The organism is Salmonella sp. A7 (assembly GCF_020181675.1).
Taxonomy (GTDB): domain Bacteria; phylum Pseudomonadota; class Gammaproteobacteria; order Enterobacterales; family Enterobacteriaceae; genus Salmonella; species Salmonella enterica.
Genome location: NZ_CP084001.1, coordinates 1123919 through 1137877 on the forward strand (window position 1 = coordinate 1123919; position 13959 = coordinate 1137877).

General features: G+C 51.0%; 15 protein-coding genes. 11 read left to right on the forward strand and 4 right to left on the reverse strand.

Annotated elements, in window-relative coordinates; translation table 11 throughout:
- Positions 1-45: 45 nt before the first annotated feature.
- From LCS67_RS05445 to LCS67_RS05465, 5 genes are all read left to right on the forward strand, one after another.
- Entirely contained in the window at positions 46-279 is a 234-nt protein-coding gene (locus LCS67_RS05445; RefSeq protein WP_001244234.1) for a DUF2732 domain-containing protein, read from the forward strand.
- Positions 279-506 (forward strand): TraR/DksA family transcriptional regulator, encoded by a 228-nt coding sequence (locus LCS67_RS05450; RefSeq protein ID WP_000785509.1) that lies wholly within the window; start codon positions 279-281, stop codon positions 504-506. Before LCS67_RS05445 ends, LCS67_RS05450 begins: the two co-directional genes overlap by 1 nt.
- Entirely contained in the window at positions 503-1360 is an 858-nt protein-coding gene (locus tag LCS67_RS05455) for a DNA adenine methylase (protein ID WP_094965344.1), read from the forward strand. The genes LCS67_RS05450 and LCS67_RS05455 overlap by 4 nt, the downstream gene beginning before the upstream one ends.
- On the forward strand, positions 1351-3762 hold the full coding sequence (locus LCS67_RS05460; protein ID WP_100521898.1) for a replication endonuclease: 2412 nt from the start codon (positions 1351-1353) through the stop codon (positions 3760-3762). The genes LCS67_RS05455 and LCS67_RS05460 overlap by 10 nt, the downstream gene beginning before the upstream one ends.
- Positions 3763-3917: 155 nt before the next feature.
- The gene (locus LCS67_RS05465; protein WP_001154444.1) at positions 3918-4106 is read left to right on the forward strand and encodes a hypothetical protein; all 189 of its coding nucleotides are present in this window, start codon (positions 3918-3920) and stop codon (positions 4104-4106) included.
- Positions 4107-4174: 68 nt separating this feature from the next.
- Here LCS67_RS05465 and LCS67_RS05470 read toward each other — a convergent pair whose 3' ends face one another.
- Positions 4175-4474: a hypothetical protein gene (locus LCS67_RS05470; protein WP_000790439.1), complete on the reverse strand. Its 300-nt coding sequence runs from the start codon at positions 4472-4474 to the stop codon at positions 4175-4177.
- 110 nt (positions 4475-4584) lie between these two features.
- Positions 4585-5391 carry a DUF6694 family lipoprotein gene (locus tag LCS67_RS05475; RefSeq protein WP_065317527.1) on the reverse strand — a complete coding sequence of 269 codons (807 nt, stop codon included), beginning with the start codon at positions 5389-5391 and terminating at the stop codon, positions 4585-4587.
- Positions 5392-5912: 521 nt separating this feature from the next.
- Between LCS67_RS05475 and LCS67_RS05480 the strand changes: the two genes are divergently transcribed.
- Positions 5913-7577, forward strand: a complete 1665-nt coding sequence (locus tag LCS67_RS05480; protein ID WP_001284991.1) for an AIPR family protein — start codon at positions 5913-5915, stop codon at positions 7575-7577.
- Positions 7578-7680: 103 nt separating this feature from the next.
- Here LCS67_RS05480 and LCS67_RS05485 read toward each other — a convergent pair whose 3' ends face one another.
- Both LCS67_RS05485 and LCS67_RS05490 read right to left on the reverse strand, forming a co-directional pair.
- Positions 7681-8721, reverse strand: a complete 1041-nt coding sequence (locus LCS67_RS05485) for a phage portal protein (RefSeq protein WP_063328721.1) — start codon at positions 8719-8721, stop codon at positions 7681-7683.
- Positions 8721-10487: a terminase ATPase subunit family protein gene (locus LCS67_RS05490; protein ID WP_063328722.1), complete on the reverse strand. Its 1767-nt coding sequence runs from the start codon at positions 10485-10487 to the stop codon at positions 8721-8723. Before LCS67_RS05490 ends, LCS67_RS05485 begins: the two co-directional genes overlap by 1 nt.
- Before the next feature lie 142 nt (positions 10488-10629).
- On the opposite strand from LCS67_RS05490, the gene LCS67_RS05495 reads away from it, so the two are divergent.
- The 5 genes from LCS67_RS05495 to LCS67_RS05515 all read left to right on the forward strand — a co-directional run bounded on the left by LCS67_RS05495 (position 10630) and on the right by LCS67_RS05515 (position 13956).
- Entirely contained in the window at positions 10630-11463 is an 834-nt protein-coding gene (locus LCS67_RS05495; protein ID WP_000216276.1) for a GPO family capsid scaffolding protein, read from the forward strand.
- A 16-nt stretch (positions 11464-11479) separates the two neighbouring features.
- Entirely contained in the window at positions 11480-12541 is a 1062-nt protein-coding gene (locus tag LCS67_RS05500) for a phage major capsid protein, P2 family (RefSeq protein ID WP_063328723.1), read from the forward strand.
- A 3-nt stretch (positions 12542-12544) separates the two neighbouring features.
- Complete coding sequence (gene gpM, locus LCS67_RS05505; protein WP_063328724.1) at positions 12545-13195, forward strand: phage terminase small subunit; 651 nt, start codon at positions 12545-12547, stop codon at positions 13193-13195.
- Positions 13196-13288: 93 nt separating this feature from the next.
- A complete protein-coding gene (locus tag LCS67_RS05510; RefSeq protein WP_063328725.1) occupies positions 13289-13753 on the forward strand; it encodes a head completion/stabilization protein in 465 nt (154 codons plus the stop codon).
- Positions 13753-13956 (forward strand): tail protein X, encoded by a 204-nt coding sequence (locus LCS67_RS05515; RefSeq protein ID WP_063328726.1) that lies wholly within the window; start codon positions 13753-13755, stop codon positions 13954-13956. Before LCS67_RS05510 ends, LCS67_RS05515 begins: the two co-directional genes overlap by 1 nt.
- The last annotated feature ends 3 nt before the right edge of the window (positions 13957-13959 follow it).

Here is a 13959-nt window from a genome sequence, read left to right on the forward strand (position 1 = left end):
TAAACCCGCCGGGCTTCTTATTGCCCAAATTCAGGAGAAACAACAATGCGAAATATTGAAACCCGTATCACTAAAACCGGACCAGATGATGCTGGCCTTAATCAGTTGCTGACTGATGCGCGCATGGAAGAACGCCGTGGACGCGCTGATTTGATGGCAGCACGTCTGGACTCTTTGGCTGCCCATATCGTGTCACGTCAGCTTAACCACACGGAAGCGGCTGAGCTGCTGCGTCAAGAAGCGGTGAAGATTCAGAACGAAGCGCAGGAGATCCACTGATGGCTGATTCAATGGACCTCGTACAGCAGCGCGTTGAAGAAGAACGCCAGCGCCACATCCATACCGCCCGCAATAAAACGCCGGGCGTTTCCCGTGTTCTCTGCATTGATTGCGATGCACCGATCCCGCCAGCACGCCGCCGCGCCATTCCGGGCGTGCAGTGCTGCATCACCTGTCAGGAAATCGCAGAGCTGAAAGGCAAACACTACAACGGAGGTGCTGTATGAGCACCATCCTGAAATGGGCGGGTAATAAAACCGCCATCATGGCAGAACTGAAAAAACACCTCCCAGCAGGCCCGCGACTGGTTGAACCTTTCGCGGGTTCATGCGCTGTGATGATAGAGACAGACTATCCTCATTATCTTGTCGCGGATATTAATCCAGACCTGATTAATCTCTATCAGGTGATTAAGAATGATGTTGAATACTTCATCAAAGAGGGCAGATATCTTTTTGAAGCCCGTAATGATCCAGAGGCATATTATAAGACGAGACAGGAGTTTAACTTGCGCCATGGTGGCGCAATTGAACGGGCATTGTATTTCTTATATTTAAATCGCCATGGTTATCGCGGACTGTGTCGCTATAACTTGGACGGTTATTTTAATGTTCCTTACGGTAATTATAAAAAGCCGTACTTCCCTGAAAACGAAATACGTGCATTTGCAGAAAAAGCAAAACGCGCAACGTTTATCTGCGCCAGCTATGACGAGACACTGGCACTGCTGCAAACGGGTGATGTTGTCTATTGCGATCCACCATATGACGGCACGTTTAACGGATATCACACAGCTGGTTTTACAGAGAATGATCAGTTCCATCTGGCGTCTATTCTTGAACACCGGTCATCAGAAGGTCATCCGGTTATCGTGTCCAACAGCGATACGTCTCTGACCCGTTCGCTTTATCGTGATTTTACTCGCCATCGTATAACCTCTAAGCGCAGCATGGGCGTGGCTGCCGGTGATAGTAAAACTGAAGTAGAAATCATCGCCACAAAATCAGCATGCTGGTTTGGTGTTGATTTGGCGTCTGGTCCTGATATCTCGGTGGAAACTGAGGTGCGGGCGTGGCAGTGAGTAAAATCACATTACATTATGTACAAACCACCGGCGGCTCGAATGAGGCCGCCGCAGCCTTTCCATGGAATACCCCAAAAAAAGCGGTTAACCCGTATCTGGACACGGCGGAAGTTGCGCCGGAGTCTGCGCTTTCAAACCTGATCGCTCTTTACGCTGCGGATAACGAGCAGGAGCAGTTGCGCCGTGAGAGGCTGAGCGATGAGGTCTGGGAACGCTATTTCTTCAATGAATCCCGTGATCCTGTCCAGCGTGAAATGGAGCAGGATCGGCTGATTAGCCATGCCAAAACGGCGCGTGAGCAGCAGCGTTTTAATCCCGATCTGGTCATTATTGCCGATGTGGGCGCCCAACCGGCGCATATCAGCAAGCCGCTACTTGAACGGATTAAATATTTCCATAGCCTGGGCAGAGCAAAAGCTTATTCCCGCTACCTGCGCGAAACAATCAGGCCGTGTCTTGAGCGGCTGGAGCGCGTGCGTGACAGCCAGGTGTCTGCGTCTTTCCGGTTCATGGCGAGCCACGACGGGCTGGAGGGGCTGCTGGTACTCCCTGAAATGAATCAGGATCAGGTCAAACGCCTATCCACGCTGGTTGCGGCACATATGAGCATGTGTCTCGATGCGTCCTGCGGTGATCTGTTCGTCAGCGATGATGTAAAACCAGAAGAAATCCGCCAGGCATGGGAAAGGGTTGCTGCAGAAGCCATGCGCCTTGAGGTCATCCCGCCAGCGTTTGAGAAGCTACGCCGCAAAAAGTACCGCCGCAAGCCGGTGCCTTATGAACTGATCCCACCATCGCTGGCGCGTATGTTGTGCGCGGACTGGTGGTATCGCAAATTGTGGCAGATGCGCTGCGAGTGGCGGGAGGAACAGCTGCGCGCCGTCTGCCTGGTAAACAAGAAAGCGTCCCCGTATGTCAGCTATGAAGCTGTGATCCACAAACGCGAGCAGCGCCGAAAATCGCTGGAGTTCTTCCGCTCGCATGAGCTGGTCAATGAAGACGGCGACACGCTGGACATGGAAGATGTGGTGAACGCCAGCAACAGCAACCCGGCACACCGCCGTAATGAAATGATGGCCTGTGTTAAGGGGCTGGAACTGATAGCGGAAATGCGCGGAGACTGCGCGGTGTTCTATACCATCACCTGCCCGTCACGCTTCCACGCAACCCTCAACAACGGCAGACCTAATCCGAAGTGGACCTGTGCCACTGTTCGGCAGAGCAGTGATTATCTGGTTGATACGTTCGCCGCTTTCCGCAAGGCCATGCACAAGGCCGGGTTGCGCTGGTACGGCGTCCGCGTTGCAGAGCCGCACCATGACGGCACCGTGCACTGGCATCTTCTGTGCTTTATGCGCAAAAAAGACCGTCGTTCCATCACCGCGCTGCTGCGTAAGTTCGCCATCCGTGAAGACCGCGAGGAACTGGGCACCAATACCGGCCCGCGCTTCAAGTCCGAGCTAATCAACCCGCGCAAGGGTACACCGACCAGCTACATCGCCAAATACATTAGTAAAAACATCGACGGGCGCGGGCTGGCTAAAGAAATCAGCAAAGAAACCGGCAGATCATTGCGTGACAGCGCCGAGCATGTCTGTGCCTGGGCGTCACTGCACCGTGTCCAGCAATTCCGTTTCTTTGGTATTCCGGGGCGTCAGGCATACCGTGAGCTGCGCTTGCTGGCTGGTCAGGCGGCGAGAGTGCAGGGCGAGCGCAAAGCGGGTGCACCGGTACTGGATAACCCGCGTCTGGATGCGGTACTGGCAGCTGCAGATGCGGGTTGCTTTGCCACTTACATCATGAAGCAGGGCGGTGTACTGGTTCCCCGCAAACATCACCTTGTCCGTACGGCTTATGAGCTTAACGACGAACCGAGCGCCTACGGCGATCACGGTATCCGTATCTATGGCATCTGGTCCCCGATTATAGAGGGCAAGATTTGCACGCACGCGATGAAGTGGAAAAAGGTTCGTAAGGCCGTTGACGTTCAGGAGGCGACAGCCGACCAGGGCGCTTGCGCCCCTTGGACTCGTGGCAATAACTGTCCCCCTGTTGAAAATACGAACAAATCAGGGGGAGATCTGCCCGATATTAAAACCATGAATGAGAAGGAACTGCAGGATTATCTCCACAATATGGGCCAGAAGGAACGGCGGGAACTTACCGCCAGGTTGAGACTGGTAAAACCGAAGCGGAAAACAGTATACAAACAGAATATTTCGGAGCAGCAGCGCCTGCAGCTTAAGGCAGAACTGACTGCCAGAGGGTTTGAAGGTAGTGCATCGGAGATTGATTTGCTTCTGCGTGGCGGCAGTATTCCATCCGGGGCTGGGTTGCGTATTTTTTACCGTAACCAGCGGTTGCAGGAAGATGATAGATGGCGGCAATGGTACGGCTGACGCGGGTTAATAATTTATGCGGTTATTGATCGGTGTCAGGGCTATCTAATTGACAGATAAAAAGAGTTTTACATTTCTAGCTTCCTAATATACTGTAATTATAAACAGTGGTTATATATACAGCATTGTGTTCCGTAGCAGTGAAAGGAGGGAAGATGCAGGACTATCTTTTGGAGTCGTTGAAGCTCCAGCGCATTGATTTTTTTATCAAGCTTGTGGCGGCTAGTGAGTGCAGCGACGAAGAGAAGCGGCTGGCTATCCAGTGGGTATCCGAACTGACAGACGAACTGATGGCAAAAATTCGCAGCCATGAATACAGCAGGTCTATGGATGTAACCAGTTGATCAGTGTCCTGATGGCCCTTGATTGGATAATCCAAAAGGGGCATAAGGCCCCTTTCACATACGTCGATTTAGTTGTTCCCCAGTGAGCCTGCCATCGCAGCATATTTAATTTCATCGGCAGGTATTTCAGGATGTAATTGGATCTGCCTAATGACATAGCTAGGAACTTCATCACCCCATAGTTTAGCCGCATCCTTGCAGACTTTATACGCGAAGTCTCTATGCTCAAAGGCATAGGATTTTCCGTATGCGTATTGCTGACAGGCATGGACATAAGCTCCGAAGTCGCCGTCTTTATCCGGAAAAGCACATCCAGCCAGAGCTATGATGATTGCTACTAACGTAAAGGGGAGAGTTATATTTTTCATGGTATCTTTCTAAGCGTTTGGTATTATTTAATTAAGGATTACTTACGAGTGCCTAGTAGTCCCCAAGATATATTCTCAGGGACTATGCTGTATCAGCTTTAATTACGACCTTATTTAGAAAGGTACTTTTCTCTAAGTTGATTCAGTCTATCAGCATCGCGTTCTGAAAACTCGGCGTCACCATAGATCGATTTTCCATCTGCGTCTTCAAGGCCAGTGACTGTGACGGTAAATACTGCATCAGCCGGAACCTCAAGTTTTCCCCAATCAGAGTACCTGTTAGGGGCTAATTTCCAGTTGGCTTTCTCACTTGGTTCCAGACCTCCAGAAATTTTATAGTTGAAGACGTCAGAGAACCAAGGGACGCTTCTTCCAGGGCTTGCAATAACTCCTTTAAAGAATACTCTAGCAACCGCTTTGTCTGTTCCGTTTTCAACGCTAATATCCAGAATTGGTTGGTCATTGCCGTAATCCTCTTTCTGGAAATAAAAACGGGAGCGTTCGACCTTGAAGGCTTTCATTTTTTCAGCTGCCTGTGCCGCCGAGGTTTGTTTGGCTTCCAGTTCTTTTATTTCTTGCAGAGCCTGTTCTCTCTCCCTCCTCTCACGCTCAAGGCGAATAGTTTCTGCGTAATTTATAACCTCATCACCAGTTTTACCTTCCAGCGCTGTCTTAATTTTTGTTTCGTAAACGTCCCCAGAAGACGCTCCAGCTTGCATTAGCTCTCTCATGTTGATTTGGCTAAAGGCAACGACTTTAACCGCATCATCAAACTGAGCTTTTTTATCTGCAGGTAAGGACTCTCTTACCTTTTGAATGGACTCTTTCATCGACTGATCGCTTGATGCATCGATCTTCGGTTTGTCACAAGCAGTAAGCAGCAGTGCAAGAACAATTACGCCAGTTAATTTCTTCATATCCCTATCCCAATCGTAAACAAACAAGACTAATCCTAACAGGATTATCTGGCATGACAAACCCGTAGCCATATCATGTGCCAAGGTGTGCTGTGCAAGCTACTGGTCTGAGAAAACCTGTACGGATCCTCATGTTGAAACTTGAAAATCCTGTTCGCTTTAAGATGGAATCAGTTACCCGAAAGAGCTGACGCTAGTGCATATAAGATGGCTGATGTGCTATGACTCGTTTCACTGTTCTACCGATTTCCATGTCATGCATGTCTATGCCGCATGAGATCGCATAATCGTTTGAGGATCGTTTTTGCTAAGGCCCGCCAGAATTGGTGGGCTTCTGCGTAGATCATGCAGGTGCATGAAAACCACTACAGAAAGCGGGCAGGCGTGGCGGGGATACGAGCGCGCGCTGATATGTATAATTGTATAAACAAATATTGTTTCAGTTGCTCCATACGAATCACAGGGTATAAAATCAGTAAAATTTCTTTAACTTCTATTATCCCAAAAGTAAGAGTGATTCGATGGCTAATTTGTTAGATTGGAATACACTTCATCACAAAGTACAAGCATACTTGGATCCTGAGAATGGAATCGATAAACCACAAAAAGCTTTTCCAATTTTGATGGTGGCAACGTTACTAAATGTATCTGATGAAGAAGCTGAAGATGCCATAACTGATGGTTCAATGGATAGAGGTGTTGATGCTGTTTATGTCGATGACCGTGATGGCAGGAATTCTATCCATATATTTCAGTTTAAATATGCTGATACCTTTGAGAATACTAAAAAGAATTTTCCCAGCAATGAAATCGATAAGTTAGTGTCATTCTTTGATGACTTGTTGGATTTAAATAAATCTCTCGAGAAAACTTGCAATCCGATATTATGGAATAAAATTAAAGAAATTTGGGCTGCACTTGAGAAAAGTAATCCTTCCATTGAAGTTCACTTTTGTGGTAACACAATGGAAATGCAGAACGGAGAAAAAGAAAGAGCCAATGCGTCATTAAGTAAATATAAATATTTCAATGTTCACCATCATAGTTTGGACACTATTGTTAATTATTTTGTTGAAAGAAAGAATAGCGTTATTGATGAGCAGTTACAGATAGTGGATAAGGACTATTTTGACCGTACCGATGGCAGTATTAGAGGGTTAATATGTACTGTTGAAGCTTCTGAAATTGTAAGGATAATTACAAACCCTGAAAATCCAAAGGAGGTTAGGAAAGAAATTTTTAATGATAATGTAAGAGTTTATTTAAGTCGAACAAATAAAATAAACAGACGCATAATTGAAACTGCATTATCAGATCGCAGCCCATTATTTTGGTATTTGAATAATGGAATTACTGTAACTTGTGACTCTTTTTCTTATATAAAAGGGAAAAGAGCTCCATTGGTAGAATTAAAAAATATCCAAATCGTGAATGGAGGGCAGACATCTAATGCATTATTTGAAGCTAGCTTAAATTCCGAAGAAAGACTGGAAGATGTTTTAATATTAGTAAGGATAATTGAAACTAAATCTCAACCAGTTAGTCTGGCTATTGCTGAGTCAACGAACAGTCAAACTCCAATTAAAAGTCGAGACCTTCGTTCAAATGATGATATTCAGAAAAAATTAGAGGAAGCTTTTGAGGGCATGGGGCTTTTTTATGATAGAAAGGATGGGCAGCATTCGAACCAGCCTAAAAGTGTCAGAGTTGATGCTTTGAGTGCCGGACAAGCTCATTTAGCTTATTCGCTAGATTTACCTGAAGTAGCTAAAAAGGATAGGGGGAGGATTTTCTCAGATCTTTATGAAACTGTATTTACAGATGAATTAATGGCTGATGAGCTTTTGGCTTCTATCAAAGTACTTTCAGTTATTGAAAATAAGAAGAAATTATTGCAATCCTCTATCAGGAAAGAGGAGAAGTTCAATTCTGCGCATATGTTTTTAATTGATGGTGCTTATCATGTGTTATTTGCGGTAGGACAAATCTGTGATGCTAAAGGCGTTGATAGATTGAATTATCAAAAAGCAATTACGTTTGTTCCTGCCGCGATAAAATATATAAGTGCAATGGTCGAAAAAGCCCAGCGTGATGATGCTTCATTTTCATTTAATAGGTACTTCAAAGACGCAAAGACTAAAACCAAGATTGCTGCTTATATTCAGGGTATGGAAAAAGGTTTGTAAAGTGCAGAGTTCGCTAAGCTTGAATTTTCAGGCTTAGCGAGAGATTTAATTATTATGTTTTAAATATGAATAAGATGGTCTTTAAATTCAACCTTTATGTTATCTAGGTTATATCATATGAATATGCTTCAAATTTAATTACTTCATCGTTTAGCCAAGAATTAAGTTCAGTTAGACGCTTCTGTAAAGGCAATAGTTCATTGCGTACAAATACTTTCGCTGCCTTCTCCACATCCCCAAACCCCCCAACATTACTCGGCATAATCCCCATCATCTGCGGCGGAACGCGGTGTGCTGCCATCATGTCATCGCGGCTCACGTTCTTGATGTTCAAAAACTCATCCTTAGCTGCAACCTCCGAAAGTGGAATGATTTGGATACCGTCCTTTTTACCGTTGGGCGAGTACATAAACAGGTTGCGGAAGTTGCCCGGCCCTTTGGCGCTTTTCATTGCCTGGCGGATGTTGTTCACGTCCTCCTGGTTCTGCGCGGCGTCAGTCATGTACATGATGAAGCCTGCGTGGCTACCGTTAATGTAGTACTTCCGGCGGAACAGTGTTGCGGACTCATTCAGCAGGGCGGAAGGGATAGCTGACAGATATTCCGGCAGACCGTAAATCTCCTGGTTTAAATCCGGCTCCATCAGGTGAAAGATGCTGCCTTTGGTGAACTCGTAGGGGTGCGTGGTTAGGCCGTATTGCACAAACCAGTAGGTGTCTAAATCGATCCCGCGGCGGGTGTATTTCGCCAGTGATGGCTCCAGCGACAGAATGCCGCCGAGTCGGTTGGTGCGCTTCTCCAGATAGGCATTACCGAATACCAGATAGTCCTGCACAAACCGGCTGAACGCCTGCTGGCTAAGAAGTGGATGCGGGATAAAGGTGCTGGTCAGAATGTTGCGTTTTACCGCAATGGGAGAGCTGTGATGCACTGCGGCACGGTAGGTTCGCGCCAGCCCGTCAAAGCTGACCGGCGGTTCATACCAGCGGTCCATCTGCACGCATTCCACATAGTCCAGCAGCTCGCGGCGGTCCAGCACCGGGATTGGATCACCAAAGCTGAAAGCCTCGGCAGTTACGTCTGCGTTTTTAGGCGCCATATCTTCTGTTGGCGTTGTGCTGGTTAAGGCTTCGAGCTCACTCATCAAAAAATCTCCACAATGTTGCTGGTATTGGCGGATTCGCCCTGCAGCGGTTCGTTAAACAGTGCATGCATCGTTGCCCAGGCCAAATCTGCGTGGCTGGCCTCTTCGCTGCGGCTGGCTTCATAGGTTGGACGGTTGCCGCTGGCGGTGGTGGCGCGGCGGATAGCCATAAAGGACTGCGCAATGTCGGTGTGCCCAGCGTCAAACTCCAGACGGCGGTGGCTGATAATGTCGTACGCCTTGAGCACCAGGGCATTTTTGACGTTAGGGTTGTAGACAAACTCCCGCACGGCAGGAAAGAACGCTTTTACGTTCTCATAAACACCGTGCCCGACGCCGGTCGAGTCGATGCCGATATAGGTCACGTTGTACTGCTGCGTCAGTTTTTTGATAGCATCAGCCTGGGCGCGAAAGTCCATCCCGCGCCACTGATGACGCTCCAGAATTCGGAACTTCCCGCCAGGTACAGTTGGCGGTGCCATAACCACGCAGCCTGCGCTGTCACCGTTCTGCGTACCTTTTGCCGGGTCATAACCGATCCACACTTCGCGCCAGCCAAACGGGCGCAGCGCCAGAGCCTGAAAATCGGTCCAGACTTCCCAGCTGTCCACCATGCACGCCTGCAGCTCGCTGAGCGGGAATACTGACGCCAGATCGTCAATAAATTCGCACATCAGCAGGTTCTGGTATTCGTCCGGGCTGTACTCCATGCGCAGCTGGTCGAGGTCGAACAGGTTACAGCCGCCGCGCACCGCATCCTCCACGGTGACGATCTGGCGATATTGCCCGTCTGCACACAGCAGGCCGGGGGCCAGGTTGCTGTGGGTCAGGTCAATATCCACCTTGTCCGCTTTGGCTCGGCCCCGGTTAAACAGCGCGCCGGACCAGAACGGATAGGCGCTGTGGGTCAGGCTGGACGGCGTGGAAAAGTAGGTTTGTCGCCATTTCTTGTGAATGGCCATGCCGGAGGCCACCTTGCGTAGTTCCTGGAATTTCGGTATCCAGAAATATTCATCAAGATACAGGTTGCCGTGGTAGCTCTGCGCCGTGCGGGCGTTGGTGCCGAGGAAGTACAATGCTGCGCCATTGGGTAGCACCATGGGATCGCCTTTTAGCTCAACATCCACTTCTTTTGCAAAGTCGATGATGTACTGCTTAAAGACGTGTGCCTGTGCCTTACTGGCAGAAAGGAAAATCTGGTTGCGTCCGGTCAGCAGGGCATCAATAAGGGCTTCACGGGCAAAATAAAACGTGGCGCCAATCTGGCGCGACTTGAGCAGGTTGCGGATGCGGTTTGTTTTCCCTGCTTCAAACCAGTGACGCTGATAGTCGAACATAGAGGCGTGGAAGACTTCTTCCAGCTTTTCGATCTGTTCATCAGTGAAAACATTCTTTTCCGGCTGACGGCGTGGGCCTTTGTTGCGGTTGGCGACGTTAGGGTTTAAGTCGGCTTCGTTGCCACCATTGTTAAACTTGCCGATCCGCGCGTGGCGCTCCGACTGGCGCGCCAGCAGGTCAATTTCTTTGAAATCTTTCCCTTCTTTATGCTCCTTCATAATGAGCTGGCAGTAGCGTGCGGCGGTGGTGAGCTGCATCTGATCCAGCGGCCCATAGTCGCCCCACTTGTCGCGTTTTTTCCAGCTGTGAACGGTTGCAACTTTTTCGCCCAGCATTTCAGCAATGCGGGCTACGCGGTATCCCTGAAAGTACAGCAGCATGGCCTGCCTACGGGGATCGAGGTCTGCGGGGGTCAGTGTCGTGTTCATGGCCCAAACATACGGCCTTGGATGGCGGCTTTCCCCGGCTGCGGTTTGTGTGGTTTACCGTACAAATACAGCGCGTTGTCTCACTCCCCCTATCACCGCAAACATAAGGCTCCAGTAAGTTATTTCTAACGGAGCACGGCTCATGACAGTGAAAGCAAAGCGTTTCCGCATCGGGGTGGAAGGTGCCACCACTGACGGGCGCGAGATCCAGCGTGAATGGCTGGTACAGATGGCTGCCAGCTACAACCCGACGGTCTATACCGCGCTGATTAACCTTGAGCACATCAAATCTTATCTGCCGGAGAGCACTTTTAACCGCTATGGCAGGGTGACGGGGCTGGTTGCAGAAGAAATCCAGGACGGCCCGCTGGCGGGCAAGATGGCACTTTATGCCGATATCGAACCCACTGACGCCCTGGTGGAACTGGTGAAAAAAGGCCAGAAGCTTTTCACCTCCATGGAGGTCAGCACGAAGTTTGCCGACACCGGCAAAGCCTACCTTGTGGGGCTGGGTGCGACGGACGATCCTGCGAGCCTTGGCACCGAAATGCTGGCTTTCAGCGCCAGCGCCGCACATAATCCGCTGGCAAACCGTAAGCAGAACCCTGAAAACCTGTTTTCGGAAGCTGTCGAAACGCTGATCGAACTGGAAGAGGTCCAGGACGAAAAGCCGTCCCTCTTTGCCCGCGTCACCGCGCTGTTCACCAAAAAAGAGCAGACCGATGAGGCGCGTTTCTCCGATGTGCATAAAGCCGTGGAACTGGTCGCCTCCGAGCAGCAGAACCTGAGCGAGCGCACTGATAAATCCCTGTCCGAACAGGACAAGCGCCTTTCTGAGCTGGAGTCCTCCCTGCAGGAACAGCTGGCCGCCTTTGCCGAGCTAGAGCAGAAGCTTAGCAGCGAAGACAGCCGTAAAGACTACCGCCAGCGCGCGCCGGGCGGTGACGCACCGGCAGGCACCCTGACCAATTGCTGATGGAGCATAAAACCCGATGAAAAAGAAAACCCGCTTTGCCTTTAACGCTTACCTGCAGCAGTTGGCGCGCCTGAACAGTGTGGAGGTTGAAGAACTCTCCAGCAAGTTTACCGTGGAGCCGTCCGTGCAGCAGACGCTGGAAGACCAGATCCAGCAGTCCGCCGCTTTCCTGACGCTGATTAACATCACGCCGGTCACTGAACAGTCAGGACAGTTGCTGGGGCTGGGCGTTGGCAGCACCATTGCCGGAACCACCGATACCACCACCAAAGAGCGCGAGCCTACCGATCCGACGCTGATGGAAGACGTGGAATACAAATGCGAACAGACCAACTTTGATACGGTGCTGACCTACGCAAAACTGGACCTGTGGGCCAAGTTCCAGGACTTCCAGGTGCGTATCCGCAACGCCATCGTCAAGCGTCAGGCGCTGGACCGCATCATGATCGGCTTTAACGGCGTGAAGCGCGCCAAAACCTCAAATCGTGCTGAAAACCCGCTGCTGCAGGACGTCAATAAAGGCTGGTTACAGAAAATCCGCGAAGACGCGCCGGATCATGTTATGGGCAGCACCACAAAAGACGGTGCAACGACTGCAGGCACGGTCAAAGTGGGCAAGGGCGGCGACTATGCCAACCTGGACGCCGTGGTGATGGATGCCGTCAACGAGCTGATCGACGCGGTTTATCAGGATGATGACGATCTGGTTGTCGTCTGCGGACGTGAACTGCTGTCTGACAAGTATTTCCCGCTGGTCAACAAAGAGCAGGACAACAGCGAGAAAATTGCCGCCGATCTGATCATCAGCCAGAAACGTATGGGCGGCCTGCAGGCCGTGCGTGCGCCTTATTTCCCGGCAAATGCCCTGCTGATCACCCGTCTGGATAACCTGTCCATCTACTGGCAGGAAGATACCCGCCGCCGTTCTGTTATCGACAACCCGAAACGTGACCGGATTGAAAACTTTGAGTCCGTCAACGAGGCGTATGTGGTCGAGGACTACCGCTGCGCGGCGCTGGTAGAAAACATCGAAATCGGTGATTTCAGCGCGCCTGCCGCACCGGAAAGTGGGGAATAACGCATGAGCCTGAGTCCCGCACGGCAGCACCGCCTGCGCATTCAGGCTGAACAGGCCACCCGTGAGGGCGGCAGTGTTCGCCATGCGTCGGGCTATGACCTGATGCTGCTGCAGCTGGCAGAAGACCGCCGCCGCCTCAAGGGCGTCCAGTCCACGGTGAAAAAGGCGGAAATCAAGGTGGAACTGCTGCCGAAATATTCCGCCTGGGCGGAGGGCGTGCTGGCTGCCGGAGGTGCGCAGCAGGATGACGTGCTGATGTACGTGATGCTGTGGCGTATCGACGCCGGTGATTATGCCGGTGCGCTCGAAATCGGGCGCCATGCGCTGCGCCATGGCTGGGTGATGCCACTGGGCAACCGTAACGTGCAGACCGTGCTGGCAGAAGAAATGGCAGACGCGGCGCAAAGCGCTCTGCTTGCCGCTGCCGGTTTTGATGCCGATCTGCTTCTGCAGACGCTGGACCTGACCACCGATCTGGATATGCCGGACCAGTCGCGGGCGCGCCTGCATAAAGCCATCGGTGCTGTACTGAGCGAAAGCAACCCGGCGTCTGCCCTGAATCACCTTAACCATGCGCTGCAGCTTGATCCCCGCTGCGGTGTGAAAAAAGAAAAGCAGCAACTGGAGCGCAGACTGCGCAATGACAGTCGCTAAAGAACGTGCCCCGCGCACGGGCGGCACGGGATGGCGAAAGGCACTGCCACATCAAAATTCCGTCCACCGCCCACTTATTCAGGAGAAAGCCGCATGAAGTTTGTTGCGCCCGAACAGGCACCGGAACAGGCGGAGGTCATCAAAAATACGCCGTTCTGGCCTGATGTGGACCTGTCGGAATTTCGCAGTGTGATGCGCACTGACGGCACGGTGACGCAGCCGCGTTTAAAGCAGGTTGTACTGACGGCTATTTCTGAGGTTAACGCTGAGCTGTACGATTTCCGCAACCGCCAGCAGTTGCTGGGCTGGCGGACACTGGCTGAGGTTCCGGCGGACATGCTGGATGGTAAAAGCGAGCGTATCCGGCACTACCACAACGCCGTTTTTTGCTGGGCGCGCGCTGTGCTCAATGAGCGTTATCAGGACTATGACGCCACGGCGTCAGGTGTGAAGCGAGGGGAGGAACTGGCGGAAGCCAGTGGTGATCTGTGGCGTGATGCCCGCTGGGCTATCAGCCGGGTGCAGGATGCACCGCACTGTACGGTGGAGCTTATCTGATGAAAGTGCGAGCGCATCAGTATGACACGGTGGACGCGCTTTGCTGGCGTCATTACGGGCGCACGCAGGGGGTCACTGAGCAGGTTCTGAAGGCAAATCCGGGGCTGGCAGAGTACGGCCCATTTTTACCGCACGGGCTGAAGGTGGAGCTGCCGGACATTACGGCGTCAACCACGGCGCAGACCGTCCAGCTATGGGACTGAATT